The 18506-nt window shown below is 41.1% G+C and carries 23 protein-coding genes; 12 read left to right on the plus strand and 11 right to left on the minus strand.

Going from position 1 to position 18506, the window contains the following annotated elements:
• The first annotated feature begins 26 nt into the window (after window positions 1-26).
• The 11 genes from fliJ (at window position 27) to ABN080_RS05625 (ending at window position 7129) form a co-directional block, all read left to right on the plus strand.
• Window positions 27-473, plus strand: a complete 447-nt coding sequence (gene fliJ, locus ABN080_RS05575) for a flagellar export protein FliJ (protein ID WP_006533149.1) — start codon at window positions 27-29, stop codon at window positions 471-473.
• The gene (locus ABN080_RS05580) at window positions 473-1870 is read left to right on the plus strand and encodes a flagellar hook-length control protein FliK (RefSeq protein ID WP_349440574.1); all 1398 of its coding nucleotides are present in this window, start codon (window positions 473-475) and stop codon (window positions 1868-1870) included. Before fliJ ends, ABN080_RS05580 begins: the two co-directional genes overlap by 1 nt.
• A 177-nt stretch (window positions 1871-2047) precedes the next feature.
• Window positions 2048-2530 carry a flagellar basal body-associated protein FliL gene (gene fliL, locus ABN080_RS05585; protein WP_006533151.1) on the plus strand — a complete coding sequence of 161 codons (483 nt, stop codon included), beginning with the start codon at window positions 2048-2050 and terminating at the stop codon, window positions 2528-2530.
• A 5-nt stretch (window positions 2531-2535) separates the two neighbouring features.
• On the plus strand, window positions 2536-3564 hold the full coding sequence (gene fliM, locus ABN080_RS05590; RefSeq protein ID WP_088495228.1) for a flagellar motor switch protein FliM: 1029 nt from the start codon (window positions 2536-2538) through the stop codon (window positions 3562-3564).
• Window positions 3557-3967: a flagellar motor switch protein FliN gene (gene fliN / locus ABN080_RS05595; protein WP_006533153.1), complete on the plus strand. Its 411-nt coding sequence runs from the start codon at window positions 3557-3559 to the stop codon at window positions 3965-3967. Before fliM ends, fliN begins: the two co-directional genes overlap by 8 nt.
• Before the next feature lie 3 nt (window positions 3968-3970).
• On the plus strand, window positions 3971-4417 hold the full coding sequence (fliO, locus tag ABN080_RS05600) for a flagellar biosynthetic protein FliO (protein WP_340893359.1): 447 nt from the start codon (window positions 3971-3973) through the stop codon (window positions 4415-4417).
• Window positions 4417-5187 (plus strand): flagellar type III secretion system pore protein FliP, encoded by a 771-nt coding sequence (fliP, locus tag ABN080_RS05605; RefSeq protein ID WP_349440575.1) that lies wholly within the window; start codon window positions 4417-4419, stop codon window positions 5185-5187. The genes fliO and fliP overlap by 1 nt, the downstream gene beginning before the upstream one ends.
• Before the next feature lie 15 nt (window positions 5188-5202).
• The gene (fliQ, locus tag ABN080_RS05610; RefSeq protein WP_036935757.1) at window positions 5203-5472 is read left to right on the plus strand and encodes a flagellar biosynthesis protein FliQ; all 270 of its coding nucleotides are present in this window, start codon (window positions 5203-5205) and stop codon (window positions 5470-5472) included.
• A gap of 5 nt (window positions 5473-5477) precedes the next feature.
• Window positions 5478-6260: a flagellar biosynthetic protein FliR gene (gene fliR, locus ABN080_RS05615; RefSeq protein WP_072068517.1), complete on the plus strand. Its 783-nt coding sequence runs from the start codon at window positions 5478-5480 to the stop codon at window positions 6258-6260.
• Window positions 6261-6383: 123 nt separating this feature from the next.
• Window positions 6384-6650, plus strand: coding sequence for a type II toxin-antitoxin system TacA family antitoxin (locus tag ABN080_RS05620; RefSeq protein ID WP_075673024.1), 267 nt, complete (start codon window positions 6384-6386; stop codon window positions 6648-6650).
• Complete coding sequence (locus ABN080_RS05625) at window positions 6638-7129, plus strand: GNAT family N-acetyltransferase (RefSeq protein WP_349440576.1); 492 nt, start codon at window positions 6638-6640, stop codon at window positions 7127-7129. The genes ABN080_RS05620 and ABN080_RS05625 overlap by 13 nt, the downstream gene beginning before the upstream one ends.
• A gap of 86 nt (window positions 7130-7215) precedes the next feature.
• On the opposite strand, the gene flgL is transcribed toward ABN080_RS05625, so the two are convergent.
• From flgL to flgB, 11 genes are all read right to left on the minus strand, one after another.
• Complete coding sequence (gene flgL / locus ABN080_RS05630; RefSeq protein ID WP_349440577.1) at window positions 7216-8160, minus strand: flagellar hook-associated protein FlgL; 945 nt, start codon at window positions 8158-8160, stop codon at window positions 7216-7218.
• 31 nt (window positions 8161-8191) lie between these two features.
• Window positions 8192-9844 carry a flagellar hook-associated protein FlgK gene (gene flgK, locus ABN080_RS05635; RefSeq protein WP_349440578.1) on the minus strand — a complete coding sequence of 551 codons (1653 nt, stop codon included), beginning with the start codon at window positions 9842-9844 and terminating at the stop codon, window positions 8192-8194.
• 117 nt (window positions 9845-9961) lie between these two features.
• A complete protein-coding gene (gene flgJ / locus ABN080_RS05640; protein WP_349440579.1) occupies window positions 9962-10948 on the minus strand; it encodes a flagellar assembly peptidoglycan hydrolase FlgJ in 987 nt (328 codons plus the stop codon).
• Complete coding sequence (locus tag ABN080_RS05645; protein WP_072068523.1) at window positions 10948-12054, minus strand: flagellar basal body P-ring protein FlgI; 1107 nt, start codon at window positions 12052-12054, stop codon at window positions 10948-10950. The genes flgJ and ABN080_RS05645 overlap by 1 nt, the downstream gene beginning before the upstream one ends.
• A 14-nt stretch (window positions 12055-12068) precedes the next feature.
• The gene (locus ABN080_RS05650; RefSeq protein ID WP_196553713.1) at window positions 12069-12812 is read right to left on the minus strand and encodes a flagellar basal body L-ring protein FlgH; all 744 of its coding nucleotides are present in this window, start codon (window positions 12810-12812) and stop codon (window positions 12069-12071) included.
• Between the two features lie 63 nt (window positions 12813-12875).
• Window positions 12876-13658 carry a flagellar basal-body rod protein FlgG gene (flgG, locus tag ABN080_RS05655; RefSeq protein ID WP_072068525.1) on the minus strand — a complete coding sequence of 261 codons (783 nt, stop codon included), beginning with the start codon at window positions 13656-13658 and terminating at the stop codon, window positions 12876-12878.
• 19 nt (window positions 13659-13677) lie between these two features.
• Window positions 13678-14433, minus strand: a complete 756-nt coding sequence (locus ABN080_RS05660; RefSeq protein WP_196553714.1) for a flagellar basal body rod protein FlgF — start codon at window positions 14431-14433, stop codon at window positions 13678-13680.
• A 21-nt stretch (window positions 14434-14454) separates the two neighbouring features.
• Window positions 14455-15675, minus strand: a complete 1221-nt coding sequence (gene flgE / locus ABN080_RS05665; RefSeq protein WP_072068527.1) for a flagellar hook protein FlgE — start codon at window positions 15673-15675, stop codon at window positions 14455-14457.
• Between the two features lie 27 nt (window positions 15676-15702).
• Window positions 15703-16533 (minus strand): flagellar hook assembly protein FlgD, encoded by an 831-nt coding sequence (locus ABN080_RS05670; RefSeq protein ID WP_349440580.1) that lies wholly within the window; start codon window positions 16531-16533, stop codon window positions 15703-15705.
• A gap of 12 nt (window positions 16534-16545) precedes the next feature.
• On the minus strand, window positions 16546-16950 hold the full coding sequence (gene flgC / locus ABN080_RS05675; RefSeq protein ID WP_023581815.1) for a flagellar basal body rod protein FlgC: 405 nt from the start codon (window positions 16948-16950) through the stop codon (window positions 16546-16548).
• Window positions 16951-16960: 10 nt separating this feature from the next.
• On the minus strand, window positions 16961-17371 hold the full coding sequence (gene flgB, locus ABN080_RS05680; protein WP_072068529.1) for a flagellar basal body rod protein FlgB: 411 nt from the start codon (window positions 17369-17371) through the stop codon (window positions 16961-16963).
• A gap of 209 nt (window positions 17372-17580) precedes the next feature.
• Here flgB and flgA point away from each other — a divergent pair, with 209 nt between their 5' ends.
• Complete coding sequence (flgA, locus tag ABN080_RS05685; protein ID WP_349440581.1) at window positions 17581-18237, plus strand: flagellar basal body P-ring formation chaperone FlgA; 657 nt, start codon at window positions 17581-17583, stop codon at window positions 18235-18237.
• Window positions 18238-18506: the final 269 nt, after the last annotated feature.

Here is an 18506-nt window from a genome sequence, read left to right on the forward strand (position 1 = left end):
AATCAGAGAAAGTAAAGAGGGTTCCAATGCGGGAGCAGTCACCTTTAGTGACACTGAGAGAACTGGCACAGACAGCGGCTGAACAAGCCGCTATTCAACTGGCTCAGGTCCGGCAGAGTCATCAACAAATGGAACAGCAACTCAATATGTTGATTGGGTATCAGGATGAATACCGTGTACGTCTAAACGAAACGTTGAATTTAGGGGGGATGTCGTCAGCATCGTGGCAAAACTACCAACAATTTCTCAAAACGCTCGAATTGACTATCGAACAACATAAACAACAACTTCAACATTGGCAGGCGCAACTTGATCTTGCAACTGAACAATGGCGAGAAAAACAGCAACGACTCAATGCATTTGAGACTTTGGAGCAACGTGCTGAAGATAGCCGTAAGCGACATCTCGATCGTATTGAACAGAAACAAATGGACGAGTACGCACAGCGTAGTACTTTACGGAGAACAACTTGATGGAGATAACGCTTCTGACCATGGATGTCGCTGCAACCTCCCCGGGAACGGCATCTGCAACACAGAGTCAACCCGGTGATAATGCCCCGACTTTCGCACAGCTTTTGGGTTCTCAACCCCAGCAAGCACAGGGTGATAAAAAGACAGCCAATATCGCAAACCATTCTACCAAAGAGAATAAAACACACTCAGATGAGGACAAAACAAAAGAAGACGATAGTCAGCTTGTGTCTGTTTCCACCGAGTTAAACGTGACAAAAGAGCCTTCTCTAGATACATCTCAACTCTCACTTACATTACCTGATAATGAACAATTTGCAGCGATTGTTGAAAATAGAACCGCCTCTTCATTAATGTCAGCTGAAGAACTTGCCGCAGAACTTCCTGTGCAACTAGCAGGATTACCGGGCTTAAAACGTCTTAACTTACCTTCTGAAACGCGGGTTCACGCATTGCAACAGCCACAATCTGTTAAGCACAATGAAGATTTAGCCACGTTGACACGCACACTTTCAAAAGATGTAGATATGTCGGACTTCAACCTTACCGACAAGCTCAATCTATCGAAATCAGATGAAAAGTCACTGTTAGCACAGCTACGCCCTGAAACCGCAACATTGGCAACAGAGAGTACGCTGGTCAGCGCGAATCAAACAGATAAGCCCTCAACTAAAAAAGTAGACAGCATCGCAACACTTTTAACGCCAACAGCAGAAAAAGTGAATACATTGCTAAATGGCGATAAGCAAGCTGCAAATACAAAATTAGCAGACAATGTTGTGCAGCAAATGGTGACAGGTAACCGAGTTGCAGAAAGCGATCTTCACAACACGCTCACTAACTCACCTTCTTTAGCTTCACAAGGTATTACAGGTCATGCTCACTCATCAACACAACCACAAATGCAATTTTCACCAATGGCAACACAGGTTTTAAATGCACAAGTGGGTACCCCTGAGTGGCAACAACAACTTAATCAGCAAATTGTCATGTTTAGCCGTAATGGTTTACAGAAAGCTGAATTACGTTTACACCCTGAAGAGCTAGGTTCATTGCATATTCGCATGAAAATAGAAGATGGACAGGCACAGTTACACCTTGCGTCACAAAATGGCCAAGTTCGTTCTGTATTAGAAAATGCCATGCATCAATTGCGTCAAGCACTCTCTGAAAACGGGATCCAGCTCACGCAAAGTCAGGTGTCTAGCGACACTAATGACGGTTGGCAACAACAAAATATGTCAGATTCCTCTCAATTTAGTGGAGATGGTGCCGATAATCATCAAGGAAGAGAGGGTAATTCAATGCAATTAGCCTCTGAACCGGCACTACAAAAGATAACCCTTACGCCTCAAGAATTAGCATCTGCTCGTGGTGGTGTTGATATTTTTGCCTAATACAAATGTATTGGGAGGACACACTATGTCAATAAACGTAAGAGTTAATGGTTTTTTCCCTATCTGTTTCTGCCATTAAAAAACAGAAATAGCGGGATAATTAAGGTTGATTTAGATGGATATGGAAGTCCACAACAGTGAACACGTATCCACTACAAAACAGGAATTTAACTGTCCATGTCTAATTACAGCAATGAACGTAAAAGCTATAGCTTAATTCTGATCATCGTATTATTGGTGATCGCCATTATTGCAGCGGCATTCGGTGGATATAGTTGGTGGGCATTGAAGCATGCTAAATCAGGTTCAGCGGGCACTAGTCAGCAAAAAGTTATACCGGCACCCGTTTTTATGTCATTAGAGCCCTTTACGGTAAATCTAATTGATGACGAAGAACACTTAGACAGAGTGCTCTACATAGGGATCACACTAAGATTGCATAATGAAGACACTCGTAAGCGTCTACATGATTATTTACCTGAAGTTCGTAGCCGCTTGTTATTACTGCTTTCTCGTCAACAAGCTAACAAGCTTGCGACAGACAATGGAAAACTCCAGCTAATGACGGATGTAAAAGAAACGCTGAGACCGACTCTCGTACCGGGAGAATCTGAACAGATCCTCTCCGATGTACTGTTTACCACGTTTATTCTGCGATAATCATTATGAGCGATAATATCCTTTCACAGGCAGAGATTGATGCTCTGCTGAATGATGACACATCAGGTGACGACGCCAAAAGCGCGAACAGGGAACCTGCGATAGCGAAGGATCCGAATGAACCGGATATTCAGCCTTATGACCCAAACACGCAACGTCGTGTGGTTCGGGAACGTTTACAGTCGTTAGAAATCATTAACGAACGCTTTGCCCGTCAATTCCGTATGGGGCTGTTTAATATGCTCCGTCGGAGTCCTGATATTACTGTTGGTGGCGTTAAAATCCACCCTTATCACGACTTTGCTCGTAATTTACCTGTACCAACGAATCTTAACTTGGTGCATTTAAAACCATTACGAGGAACCGCGTTATTTACCTTTGAACCGAACCTGGTTTATATCGCGGTAGATAACCTGTTTGGTGGTGATGGCCGTTTTCCAATCCCTGTGGAAGGACGTGAATTTACCAACACAGAGCAACGGATCATCAACAAAATGTTGAAATTGGCACTTGATGCCTACCGTGATGCTTGGGATTCCATTTTCAAAATTCAAGTTGAATATGTTCGTTCTGAGATGCAGGTAAAATTTACCAACATCACCTCATCACCGAATGACATTGTTGTTACGACACCTTTTCAGGTAGAGATCGGTTCTATGGTCGGGGAATTTAGCATTTGTATTCCATTTGCCATGATTGAACCGTTACGTGAACGACTGATCAACCCACCAATTGAAAATGTTCGTCAAGAAGATGGGGTTTGGTTAGATAGTTTAGTCAACCAGGTTCAGCATTCAGAACTTGAACTGGTCGCAAACTTTACTGACATCCCACTGCGTTTATCAAAAGTGCTCACACTTAAAGAAGGGGATGTTATCCCTATTGATAAACCAGAAAGATTGATTGCACATGTTGATGGTGTGCCCGTATTAACAAGCCAATACGGTACAGTAAATGGGCAATATGCCCTTCGTGTTGAACACCTAATTAACCCTGTTTTAAACGCTCTGGATGAGGAACAAACCAATGAGTGATGCAAATCGCCCAACTGATAATTCACAATCGGCTGAGGATATGTGGGCTGATGCAATGGAACAGCAAACTGGGAAAAGCCAGGATAATAGTTCCGATTTATTTGAACATCTTTTACCTGAAGACGATACGCTTAATCATCTATCCGATATTAATTTGATCATGGATATTCCTGTCAAATTAACGGTAGAGTTAGGTCGCACCAAAATGACCATTAAAAAATTACTTAGCCTGTCTCAAGGTTCTGTCGTTTCACTGGATGGTTTAGCAGGTGAGCCTCTTGATATTCTTATCAATGGCTATTTAATTGCTCAAGGCGAGGTTGTTGTTGTTTCTGATAAATACGGTATTCGTATTACCGATATTATTACGCCATCAGAACGTATGCGTCGTCTGAGCCGTTAATTTATGGAACAGCTTCCTTCCTTTTCCAGCCAAGGTGCGGTAAATACTACCGCGCCCGCTACAACACAAACAGTTCAAACACCTACACAACCCTTGCCTGTAGGCCAAAGCCTTGCTCAAGTTAGCACGGCGCTTGCGGGCATTATTGTTCTTATTATTGTCGCTATGTGGCTATTTCGCCGTTTTGGCTTTGCCCGTGGCTCACTAAGAGGATCTACAACCCAACTTAACGTTAAGGCAAGTTGTTCATTAGGTGCAAAAGAACGTGTAGTTGTTGTTGAAATTGAACAGGAATGGCTTGTATTAGGGGTAACATCGTCGCAGATAAATCTATTGCATAAGTTACCTATCCCTGAAAAAGCCTCGCAGGAAGCGACAACATCATCTACATCGCCATTGTTTACTCAATTATTACAAAAAACGCTAAAGCGAGATAAAGGCAACTCATAATGCATCAGTGTGTCACTTTTTTTAACGCATTAACGCGTTGGCGTCTCTTCGCTAGTGTACTGGTTTTAGTCTTGTTCCCAACCAGTGCGTTTGCTCAGTTTCCGAGTGTTATTACACAATCATTACCGGGAGGTGGTCAAAGTTGGTCACTACCAGTACAAACCTTAATCTTCATTACAGCATTAGGCTTTATTCCTGCTGTTTTGCTGATGATGACCAGTTTTACACGGATTATCATCGTACTAGGATTATTACGTAATGCGTTAGGAACACCATCAGCACCACCAAACCAAGTTGTTCTTGGTTTAGCGTTGTTTATGACCTTTTTCATTATGGCACCTGTTTTTGATAGAATTTATCAAGATGCCTATATACCTTTTAGTGAAGATAAAATCTCCTTTGAACAAGCGTTAGATAATGGTTCAAAACCCCTGCGTGAATTTATGATGCAACAAACGCGCGAAACAGATCTAGCTCTATTTGCACGCCTTGCAGATGCCCCAGCATTTGAAACACGAGAAAGTGTACCTATGCGTATTCTAGTTCCTGCCTATATTACCAGTGAACTAAAAACCGCGTTTCAAATTGGTTTTATGATTTTCATTCCTTTTCTTATCATCGACTTAGTCGTTGCCAGTGTATTAATGGCGCTCGGTATGATGATGGTGCCCCCTGCAACAGTGTCATTGCCTTTTAAACTTATGCTTTTTGTTTTAGTTGATGGTTGGCAATTAATACTGGGCTCGCTTGCACAAAGCTTTTTTAATTAGCGCTGAGGTAAATCCATGACACCAGAATCCGTCTTAGCACTGGGCACAGAAGCGATGAAAATCGCTTTATCACTCGCAGGCCCTCTTTTATTGTCAGCGCTTGTGACCGGTCTTGTGATCAGTATGCTTCAAGCAGCAACACAGATAAACGAAATGACATTATCGTTTATCCCTAAAATTCTTGCGGTATTAGTAGCTATTTTAGTAGCTGGCCCGTGGATGCTAAGTTTGCTTATCGATTATATGCATAACTTATTTACAGGCATTCCTGGAATGATTGGTTAATTGTAATGATAACCCTGACCAGTGAAATGCTTAACGGCTACATTAGTGATTTTTTCTGGCCATTTGTGCGTATACTCGCCCTTTTTAGCACTGCACCACTATTTAGTGAAAAGCAGACCCCGAAGAAATTCCGTATTGCACTCGCCTTTTTGATAACCGCATTAGTCGCACCCGGTTTACCACAAAGCAACGTGCCTCTATTTTCGATTATTGCCTTTTGGGTATTATTACAACAAATTCTGATTGGCACGATTTTAGGGTTATCAATGCAATTAGCCTTTGCGTCTGTTCGTCATGCTGGTGAAGTGATTGGTTTACAGATGGGGCTTTCATTCGCCACTTTCGTCGACCCATCAGGTGGCCCCAACATGCCTATTTTGGCACGTATTTTCAACATGCTAACAATGTTGCTATTTTTGGTATTTGATGGCCATTTATGGTTAATATCAATATTAGTTGATACGTTCTATGTAGTTCCTATAGAAAATCAAACATTTAATTCTTTAGCCATTCTAACTTTAGTCCAAAGTGGCGGGACTATATTCATTAACGGTATGATGCTAGCCATGCCATTAATCACCCTACTTTTGGTACTTAACCTTTCATTAGGTATTCTAAACCGTATGACACCACAGCTTTCTGTCTTTGTGGTTGGTTTCCCTCTAACACTGACTATCGGTATGTTAGCATTATCAATGATTATGCCTGCATTGCCTGTATTTACAGAGCGCGTCTTTAGCGATACGTTTAATCGCATCACTTTAATATTACATCAGTTGGTTTCTTGAGATTTAAATCGACTAATTTTTAATCGCAGTCCTCGAATTAAAATTTATCTGCTTTTTTGTAGCTAATATTGTTTGTTTATTCTCCAATCAATGTATATCAATTGCTATACAAGGAGGCGTGATATGAAAGCTGATGTACAACTCAATATTCGCGCTAAAGAATCACAACGTGCACTTATTGATACTGCTGCTGAAATTCTCCATAAATCTCGTACTGACTTTATTCTTGAGACAGCATGCCAAGCTGCTGAAGACGTCATTTTAGACCGTAGAACCTTTAATTTAAATGATGCTCAATATGCAGAGTTTATAGAAATTATTGATGCGCCGGTTGATATTGACCCTGCTCTTGAAAAGTTATTAATGAGAAAACCATTATGGGAAAAATAACAGCACCTGAGCCGTTATCAAATTCACATGAAGTGGCTGATTTTTATAGTAGTGAAAATGTATTAGATAACTGGATAAAACAAAGAGGTTTAAAAAACCAATTTTTAGGCGCATCCCGTACATTTGTGGTCTGTGAAAAAAATAAAAAACGTGTTGTTGGGTACTATTCTTTAGCAACAGGTAGTGTTAACCATACTGAAGCAATTAGTCATATTCGTCGCAATATGCCAGACCCAATACCCGTGATCATTTTAGCTAGACTTGCTGTTGATAAAACTTTTCATGGAAAAGGTCTTGGTGCCGATTTGTTAAGAGATGCTGTTTTGCGTTGTCATCATGTAGCTGAAAACATTGGTGTTAGAGCGATTATGGTTCCTGTTTTAACTGAAAACGCAAAACATTTTTACCTTCATCATGGTTTCAACGCTTCTTCGATTCAAGACAAAATCTTATTCTTAGCATTAAAAAAGAAAATATAGTTTGTTGCTTTTAATAAATAAAAAAATCCCCTGATAAATAAATACCAGGGGTGATATCAAAATGTCGCGAGACAGTACTATAAAAATTATCGATACATCTTGAACATCGACATCTCTTTCATGTCGTTAAAGACTTTATAAGAAGCCTGTAATACAGACTCTTCTTGGTAATAATCAGAAATTGCTTGTGTCCAATCTAAATCGCGCAGTTCACTTAAACGTTTTGCATTTCTTAACGACGTATCCGCGCCTAAATCATCCAAGTTATCAAGCTCTTGAAGTTGCAAGCCTAACTTCGCTTCAACACTAGAAATATTATTTAAGGTTGCGCGGTTAACGCGATTCGCTGTATCAATTTTTGCTAATGCGGCATCACGATCAGCTTGTGGTTTACCTATTAGTGGTTCTTGTAACGCAGTAATAGCGCCATCTAATGCTTCAAAAATATCAGGTGCCGTTCCTTTACTCCCTGAAGATTGTAATGTTTCAATCCCAGTGAAGTTAGTGACCATTTCAATATTGCTATCTACTTTTTGGGTAATTTGCTTATCACCACCTTGGTAGGTGATTTTACCTGTTGCATCAGCGACAAAAGGAGGTTTATCTGTTTGGAAACCTGCAAAAATATAACGGCCAACACCATCTTTTGTGTTGCCAATACCCACTAATTGATCTTTTAAACCTTGTAATTGGTCAGCTAAAGATGAACGGTCTTCATCACTTAATGTCCCATCATTACCTGCTGCAACCAGTGTCTCTTGAATTTTCGTTGTAATATTAACCATTTGACTGGCTAAGCTCATTTGCAAAGACATGCTGTTTTTTGCAAATCCACGCGCAGTTGCATACTGTTGGTTACGAGATTCAGATTGTTTCACCATAACCACTTGGGATGCTGCCATTGGATCATCTGATGGTTTTTCAACACGACGACCACTGGAGATTTTATTTCCTTCAGTCATCCATTTGCTTTGTGAACTGGTAATATTGTCCACTCGCTGGCTAAAAATTTGATTTGAACTTAAACGCACAGTGATATTCCTTATTCTGATGAAGGGTTACTTAGAAAACTTGCATAATCGCATCAAACATGCTGTTTGCAGTTTGAATAACTTTTGCATTTGCCATGTAGTATTCTTGAATGCGATACATCTCACCGTACTCTTCATCCAAGTTCACACCAGAAACAGACTGTTGTTGTTCGACAATACTTTTAGTAATAGAAACCTGGGCATCAAAGTCAACTTGAGCCGTATTCACTTTATTACCAACCATACTGATCAGTGAACCATAGCCACCTGCAATTGTTGTTTTGCCGTCAATGATTTTTTCATCGGGTAACTCAAACAGTTTTTTCATGTTTTCGTTATCACTTGGTGCAGTTTCACCATCTGCATTTAATGAACCCGCAGCAGCAATTTTACTTGGATCAGTGACTGCAACTTTCATACCTGCAATCACATTACCTACAGATTGAACAATAATAGAATCGTCTTTTTGTGCAGTACCATTGATTTTGATACTCATACCTTCAAATTCTAATTCGCCCGTCGCGTTTACTTTAGCATCAACTTTACGACCGCCCGGCTCTACCGTAACATTCCACTTACTACCATCATATTTAACAGTATAATCAGCCGCTTTCACTGCTTTGGTATCGGTATATTTCACATCAAAGGTTGCGTCACCTTTATTCTTACCATTAGGCATTACATGGGCGCCACCAAGGTCGAAGAATTTCTCGCCTTTTTTACCATCTAAATCAAAACCTTGTTCGTGTTGTTTATTAAATTGATCACCTAACACTAACGCTAATTGATTTAATTGGTTACGGCTTGGATCTAACACTTCTTCACGGCTACGGTAAGCACCGCCAAGTTCGCCACCGTTAATACGTTTTGCATCCACTTCACGAACGTCATCAATACCGTTGCTATAACCAATAACAAGGCGTTCGCTATTTTTATTTGATGGAATAGCAGAAACTTCATAAGAGCGAGTACCAGATACTAATGGCAAACCATTAGCAAATGTGACGTTAACAAAACCACCATCCTGTTGAGTGACTTGAACATCAACCAGTGTGTTTAGCTCTTGAATTAAACGATCACGTTGGTCTAATAAGTCGTTAGGATCAGCGCCATTAAAGCCTTTAGAACGACTAATTTCGTTATTTAGTTTTGCGATCTGTTTTGTATATTCATTGATATTTTTAGAGGTATTTATCACCTGACTATTAATATCTTTTTCTAGATCACGCAATGATTGGTCTGCTTTAGCAAACATATTGACCATTGCTTCCGCTTTACCAATTACCGTTGTACGCGCAGGGTTGTCTTCTGCGTTATTGGTTACGTTTGGTAAACTTGTAAAAAATTCGTCAATAGCACTCGAAACATCATTTCCTTTATCTGCTAACAAATCATTAATTTGTGAGATATTTTGGGTATAACTATTAAGTGCGCTTTGTTTTGACATTGCACGGTTCATTTGACCGGCAAGAAATTCGTTATACTCACGATGAATACGGCTAACATTAACACCATTACCGATATAACCATTACCGGTCATTGTGCCGCTGTTTTCATTAAAAACAGTCATTTGACGGTTGTACCATTTTACATTTTGGTTAGCGATGTTATTACTTACAGTGCTCATCGCAGCTTGTGCCGCATTAAGTCCGCTCATCGCTGTATTAATTAAACTGTTGGACATTTGTCTATCCTTTTACGTTTAGTCATCACCCGTATGCACGGAGCATAGCTGGCAAATTGGAATGAATGCTCTGGTCTTTATTATCGGTACTTCCCCTCCAAACTTGAGGGGAAAGCATTAAAATAGATCGCTTAAATCGTGAGTATAGGTTTTAGCAACTTGCTCACCGCTTCCTTTTAATTGACCAATAATTGAAACCAGTTTTTTCGCATAACCAGGATCGGTGGCATAACCCGCTTCTTGGATGCGATAAGCAGCTTGTTCTGGAGTTTGAGCTTGAGGCACTTTAGCGTAACGAGGGCTTTCAGTAATCAATCGGAGATAATCTTGAATAGCTTCAACATAAGAGCCATAAACGCGGAAATTATCTCGCATTTTAATTGACTTACCGTCAATCACTTCGGTTGTCATAATATTTGTGACAGGTCCTTTCCAACTATTTCCTGCTTTAATACCAAACAGATTATAACTTGGCTTACCTTCACCCGTTAGAATTTCACGTTTACCCCAACCCGATTCCAGCGCCGCTTGAGCAACAACTAAAAGATGGTGTACACCTGTGCCTTCTGTCGCTTGTTTAGCAGGCCCTAACAATTTAGATGCAAAAGAAGCACTGTTTTCAGATAACCCTTTAAGCTTACCAATCGTACTTTCAATTGCATTTTGGTAAGGCTGCATTGCTCGGTACATTTGCCCCAAGGCTTGCGTTGGCATGGATTGAAAAATATCACTGCCATCTAATGGCATTGGCGTTTTTCCAGCCATCTCGCTCGGTTCCATCGTCACCTTTGCAGAAAGCTGCTTTTCTATCATGTCAGCAAAGCCCAAGCCTTTTTGTGATAAGTCTTGAGCGATTTGTTGATCATAAAGTGAGGTGTACATTTTGGTACTTTCTGAATTAAACATGCTCTCTTGAGGTATTGCATCGCGCATGCTCTTTAACATCATTTGAACAAAAACACCTTCAAGTTGCTGCGCCACTTGGCGCAGTCCTTGTTGATCGGTATTTTGCCCGACCTGATATTTAAGTTTATTCAATGCATTACTGTCATATGCCGGCGTTGACATCGTCGGCATTGAAGAAAGCAGAGATAAATCTTTCATCAGATAATCTCCAATCTCGCACGTAAGCAACCCGCGCTTTCCATTGCCTGCAATATCGACATTAAATCAGTCGGTGTTGCACCTAATGCATTTAATGTACGGATCACTTCGTTTAGACTTGCGCTTGCATTCACTTGCTGTAATGAGCCACCTTGTTCACTCATATTCACACTTGTATTACGTGTTACAACAGTGCTACCACCCGCAAATGGAGTATTAGGCTGACTTACATTCACTTGGCTATCAACCGTGACAGAAAGGTTGCCTTGTGCAATCGCACAGCTTCCTAATGTCACATCACGATTCATAACAACAGAACCCGTTCTTGCATTAATGATCACTTTTGCATCTGCAATAACTCGTTTAATTTCGAGATTTTGAACTTCAGCCAAGAAACGTACTTGTTCACTTTTACCAACAGGAACACGTAGTTGAACTGTACGAGCATCTAAAGGGATCGCGGTACCCACACCTCTTAATTTATTAACGGTATCAGAGATATGTTGTGCCAATGTGAAGTTTTCTTCATTCAGTTGCAAGTTCAACAGACCTGTTTGACCAAATTGTGATGGTAGTTCGCGTTCAATAATCGCTCCGCTACTAATACGCCCACCCGCCAATTGGTTAACTTTAACGCTATTACCGCCTGCGGATGCACCTGCTCCCCCAACCACAATATTACCTTGAGCCAAAGCATAAATCTGATTATCAACACCTTTGAGTGGTGTCATCAGCAACGTACCACCACGTAAGCTTTTTGCATTACCTAATGATGAAACAACGACGTCGATTGATTGCCCTGTACGACCAAAAGGCGGTAATTTTGCTGTTACCATCACCGCAGCAACGTTTTTCAATTGCATATTGGTGCCGGGTGGTACTGTGATCCCCAATTGTGAGAGCATGTTATTCAGACTTTGTGTGGTAAACGGGGTTTGCATTGTTTGGTCGCCCGTCCCATCTAATCCCACCACTAAACCATAACCAATCAGCGCATTTTCTCTTACCCCTTCAACAGAGGTGAGATCTCTGATCCGTTCGGCATGGGCGGAAAAACCGACACATGTCATCACGATAAAGAAAAGGCTCATCGCTATTTTTTTCATCTGGACCCTACTCATTAAAAAGGTGATACATTTAAGAAGAAGCGTTGTAGCCATCCCATAGACTGTGCTTCATTGATATAACCGTCTCCGATATATTCAATACGAGCATCAGCAACTTGGGTTGAATTTACGGTATTGGCACCACTGATAGTTCTTGGATTCACAACACCTGAAAAACGAATAAATTCAGTACCTTGATTGATAGCAATTTGCTTTTCACCAATAACGTGCAGGTTTCCATTGGCGAGAAGTTGATCGACAGTCACAGTAATGGTGCCTTTAAAGGTATTGTTCGCATTTGCGCCACCTTTACCGCCAAAATCACTGTTTCCTTCCATACCCATATCAGCACGGCTATTACCAAACAATCCTTCCAAGAACCTTGGCGTAATCGAGGCAAGGAACCCAGCTTTGCCATTACGACTTGCATTCGCAGATGAGTTTTTGCTTGCACTGACATTTTCTTGCAATGTGATAGTCAACGTGTCACCGATATTTCGAGGGCGTCTATCTTCAAATAGAGGCTGATAGCCAAAATAAACAGGCTGAGCTGACTGAAAAATAGAGCCATTAGGTGCAGGTGCCGTTGGTGCCGTTGGAACCGCAGTTGTGTTACCTTCTACTAACGGTTTTTTGGGTATATATGCGCATCCCGACAGTGTCAGTACCAACAGGGCGGTACCTAAACGTTGATGACGACGCCATCTGACACTAAGCTTTCTTGCCCCAGAATTGTCAGTAATGACCTTTGTATCCATCTTCGATACTCTTTTAGTAATACGCCTGACAGGAAACCCTGTCAGGCTAATGAACAAACAAAATTAGAGTTGCGTTAGTTTCTGTAACATCTGATCTGATGTTGAAATCGCTTTACTGTTAATTTCATAAGCACGTTGAGTTTGGATCATATTGACCAACTCTTCAGCCACGTTAACGTTAGAGGTTTCAACATATCCCTGATACAACAAGCCTGCGCCATTGATACCCGGGGCATTTTCAGTTGGTGCGCCAGAACTTGCGGTTTCTAAGTACAAGTTTTCACCCACACTTTCTAATCCGCTGTCATTAATAAAGGTAGTTAGTGTCAATTGACCTACTTGTTGTGGCGCAGGATCACCTTCCATCTCAACGCTGACTGTACCATCACGACCAATCATCACTTTCTTTGCGGTATCAGGCAAAATAATGGCGGGTACAACTTGGAAACCACTGGTTGTCACTAATTGGCCATTCTGGTCCATTTGGAATGCACCATCACGGGTATAAGCGTCTGTGCCATCAGGTAATTGGACATGGAAAAAACCCTGTCCTTTGATAGCCACATCACGTGTTCCATTTGTTGGCGCTAAGTTACCTTGGCTATGTAAACGTTCGGTCGCAACCGGACGAACACCCGTACCAATTTGTAAACCTGAAGGTGCGTTAGTCTGTTCAGAAGTCATCGCACCCGGTTGACGAATTGTTTGATACAGTAAATCTTCGAAAACCGCACGTTGACGTTTAAAGCCATTGGTGCTGACGTTTGCGAGGTTGTTGGAAATCACATCCATGTTTGTCTGTTGTGCATCCAACCCAGTTTTAGCAATCCATAAAGAACGGATCATGGTTTTCCCCTTACACTATTTAACTCAGTGATAGCAGTTGGTTAGCCTTTTGCGCATTTTCATCAGCGCTATGAATAACCTTCATTTGCATTTCGAAACGTCTTGCGTTTGCTATCATATCGACCATGGCTTCTGCTGGATTAACATTACTGCCTTCTAACACACCAGCTAACACCTTCACGCTATCATCCGCAGGTAATTCCTCACCAGCACGCGCTGCTCCTTTCGGTGATAAATGGAATAATCCATCATCACCACGAACTAAGTCGTTTTGCTCTGGTTTTACCATTTTTAAACGACCAATCTGACCCAACATTTTTGGCGGATCAGTGGGAACATGCGCAGTCACAATACCGTTATTAGCAATACTGACATTTGCCTGAGGAGGTACTTCAATCGCACCGTTATCCCCCATTAACAAACGTCCTTGCACCATCAACATGCCATCTGCATTACGTTGGATGTTTCCGTTTCGGGTATAGGCTTCGGTGCCATCATCAAGCTGAACAGCCAAATAACCGTTATCACTTAATGCAACATCCATTGATCTACCGGTATAGTTCATCGTTCCTTGACTCTGATCGCTACCAGGCGTTGAAGCTACCGTTAATGTACGAGTTGGTAAGGTATCGCCATTGACAGGTACGGCTCGCATTGCACTAAGCTGCGCTTTGAATCCAGGCGTTGATGCGTTTGCTAAGTTGTTCGCCACGACAGCTTGATTTTCCATCGAGTGTCTGGCGCCGCCCATCGCGGTATAAATCACATGATCCATAACAGATTATTTCCGGCGTTATTAGCGCAAGCTAACCAGAGTCTGCAGGATTTGATCCTGAGTCTTGATGGTTTGTGCATTTGATTGATAGTTACGTTGAGCAACGATCATGTTGACTAACTCTTGGCTCATATCAACGTTAGACGCTTCTAATGCGTTATTGGTTAATTTGCCGAATACACCAGAGCCTGCAACACCGACGATCGGTGAACCTGAACCGTTAGTTTCAGACCACATATTGTCGCCTTGTGAACTTAAGCCACCTGCATTTGCAAAGTTAGCTAATGCGATTTGACCGACAACTTGGCTTTGTTGGTTTGAGTAGGTCGCCATGATTGAGCCATCTTGCTCAATACGGAAGTTGGTGAATTCACCCGCTTGATAACCGTTTTGCGCTAATTTAGATACGCTTGATTCAGCAACTTTCTGTTGGGTACTACCTGTAAAGTTCATTGCCATACTCATGGTTTCTGAACCTTTATAAGATACGGTAGTGAAATTATTAATGCTGGTTGCCGCTTCGTCTAATACACCGTTATTTTTATAAACTAACTTGCCTAGATTTTGAGCCGGCTCACCTGTTGTGGAGTCTTGAGCATGAACTTCCCATTCATTATCTTTTGTTTTTACAAAGAATAAGTTCAGGTTATGTTCATTACCTAAGCTATCGTAAGTCGTTACGTTAGTACTGAAGTTATAAGAATCATTATCTTTAGGATCAAACGCATGAGTTGTTTGATCAATTACTTCTTCAGCTGAGTTCAAGTTAACCGTCATATCTACTTTATCGGTTGCACTTGCATTCATCATATCAGTAGGAATAACAATAGGTGTTGGCGTTGCCCCTTTTTGAACCACGTTTTTACCATCAACGCTTTGTACTGGATAACCTGTTACACGCATACCTTGCATGTTAGTCAGGAAACCATTTTTATCTTTACCGAATTCACCATTACGTGAATAAAAAACACCGCCGTTTTGATCTTCAATACGGAAAAAACCACCGCCAGAAATCGCCACGTCTGTTGGACGGTTAGTCGTTGTGATACTACCATCTTTAAAGTTTTGGCTAATACCTGCAACTTTAACACCTAGACCTGCACCAGATCCTGCAAAAACATCTGCAAAAGAAACACTTGCACCTTTAAAACCGTAGGTTGCGGAGTTAGAAATATTGTTACCGATAGTATCTAAGTTTGCGGCTGCTGCGTTTAAACCACTTACTGCTTGTGAAAAGGACATGCGCCCTCCAAGTTGAATATGTGTTAGTTAAAGAACCTGACGAATTTCATCCAATGAAACGGTATTACCTAAGCCAACATCAAGGCGGGCACCACCATCCACCATGGACACACTATTCACCAGCGCATAATTCAGTGTCTTAACAGGGACCTGAGCATCATTAAGCGTGGCGTTAACGGTAAATTTATAGCTTCCTGTTGGAACAGGATTGTCATCTTCATCTGTACAATCCCAAGAGAAGTTATAAACATCCGGTAGCATCTTTTTGTCCATATTGATCGTACGAACAGTCACACCACTCGCATTGGTGATGTTTATCGTAAGAGAATCGGTTGGACTGAGTAATTCAAAACCAAAAGGTGTTGAAAAAAGGTGTTCACTATCAGGGGTATTTGGGTCTGTATCATCTGCTTTATACGTTCCCATTTGCTGACGTGTTTTTTCATTTTGAGTATCAGGTGTTGGAATTGTGTCATCCCCGTCACTGGGTTTTTCAGTCTCATCTTTACCATCGGTTGGCTGAAAGACAACAATTTTATTCCCAGCGACCATGACACCACGGCCAACTAAGGAAGATGCTCGCAATGCCTGACTTTGATCAATTTGCCCAACAATGTTATTCACTGTTTTATTCAGTGTTTCTATACCTTCAACGGTTGAAATTTGAGCTAACTGAGATGTTAACTCATTATTTTGCATTGGGTTTGTTGGGTCTTGATTTTTCATCTGGGTGATGAGAAGTGTCAGGAAATTCCCTTTAATATCATCACTACCACTTTTTTTCGTATGGTATGAAGAAGGTGCATCCCCGATAATGGTATTATCATAAGGTTCATTCATTGAGGAAGAAATACCCACAATTTATTCTCCCTATTGACCTATCATCAGTGTTTTTTGCATCAGTGATTTTGCCGTGTTCATAACTTCAACGTTAGCTTGATAGCTACGAGAAGCAGAGATGGTATTAATCATTTCACCCACGACATCAACATTCGGCATACGTACATATCCTTTTTCATCGGCAAAAGGATGCCCTGGCTGATATTCCATACGAAATGGGGCTGGATCATCCACTACTTCGGTGACACGCACACCACCAATTTCTTGGCCGGCTGGTGCATTTACCTGAAAAACAACCTGCTTTGCACGATAAGGGTCGCCATCTGGCCCCGCAACACTGTCGGCGTTTGCCATATTGCTGGCACTCACGTTTAAACGTTGTGATTGCGCTGAAAGTGCTGAACTTGAAATATCAAAAATACTAAATAAAGACATGCTCTTTACCTTACTGTTGCAATACAGACATCATGCTTTTAACTTGTGAATTAATAAATGTCACATCAGCCTGATACTTAAGGCTATTGTCAGCAAAATTACTACGTTCCATGTCCATATCCACAGTATTACCATCCATCGCAGTTTGATGAGGCACGCGATAGAGTAAGTCTGCCTCTAAGCGATAACCGGGTTTGATTGGGATATGGCGCTCTGATGTCATCGCTAATTGCATGCCATGACTACCAGTACGTCCGTTTTCAATGGTTTTTTTCAATTCAGAAGCAAAATCAATATCACGAGCCTGAAAGCCTGGGGTATCTGCGTTCGCGATATTCGCAGCGAGGATTTCTTGGCGTTTATTGCGTATTGAGAGCGCTTCTTGTTGAAAATGAAACGTATTTTCTAATTTATCGAGCATCTTCTATCCTTGGTGGCTAAGCCACTTACCTCAGCTGATAAAACAATTTCAGTTGACAGAATAAACGCTCAAAAAAAAGATGATTGGAGGAATAGGCGTAAATTGGATTGCTATTTATGCGTTTAAGGCGTGTAGAGACGATGTACACTGTGCTGGCTAAATAAGTACAAATGCACAATTAGCATCAACTCTGTAAGGTGATACAAACTATGTTAGTTAAAACTCTTATCGGTCTGTTTTCTTTTTTCTTTATGGTGAATGTAAGTATCGCTAAATCACTCCCTGAAGAACTACAAGATTTCTTTGTCGCGCTTCATCAACAAGGCGATAAAGTGACAGTCACTGTTTTAACACCTGAAGAGAAATGGCCAGTGTGTCAAACACAAGAGATCCAACGCCACGCAGGTTCTCGCAATTGGGGACGTCTTTCAATTCCCATTCAATGTGATAAACAACGTCGTTTTATTCAAGTTGATGTTAGCGTTAAAGGTAAATACTTAATCGCAAAAAAAGATATTAATCGTGATGACATTATTGAAACATCTACTGTCAGCATGGCAACAGGCGAGTTAGAAAAACAGCCTTATGATGTATTGCGCGATCCCGCATTAATTAAAAATGCGATTGCGATGAGACAAATATCCGCAGGTAAACCCTTAACATCAACCATGGTTCGTCGCCCTTGGGCAATTTTAGCAGGACAAACAGTAACGGTATTTGCACAAGGTCCTCACTTTCAGATCCGTTATGAGGGCAAAGCGGTAAACAACGCCGTGGCCAATGAAACGATCCGAGTAAGAGTAAAATCAGGACAAATCGTCACTGGTGAAGCACTTGAAAATGGCTCTGTTCGCATCCCACTTTAATAAATTAAAAAGCTGATAAGCAGAATAAGCCTATATTGAATTGCTTGTTACTCGTTTCAGTTATGGCAAGCCAAGGTAAACTCTCTTGTATTACGTTTATCGATGTCGCATTTTGAATAAGACTTTAGATTTATTTGCATACTTTTTACTCTAAACTTTTTTACTCTAAGCTTTTTTACTCTAAGCCTTTTTACTCTAAATAATTCAAGTTGTAGCTAGGCGGCAAATGAACGAATCGCTAGGAGCATACATAAGTATGTGACTAGTGC

The organism is Proteus sp. fly-1089 (genome assembly GCF_040138965.1).
Lineage (GTDB): Bacteria > Pseudomonadota > Gammaproteobacteria > Enterobacterales > Enterobacteriaceae > Proteus > Proteus vulgaris_B.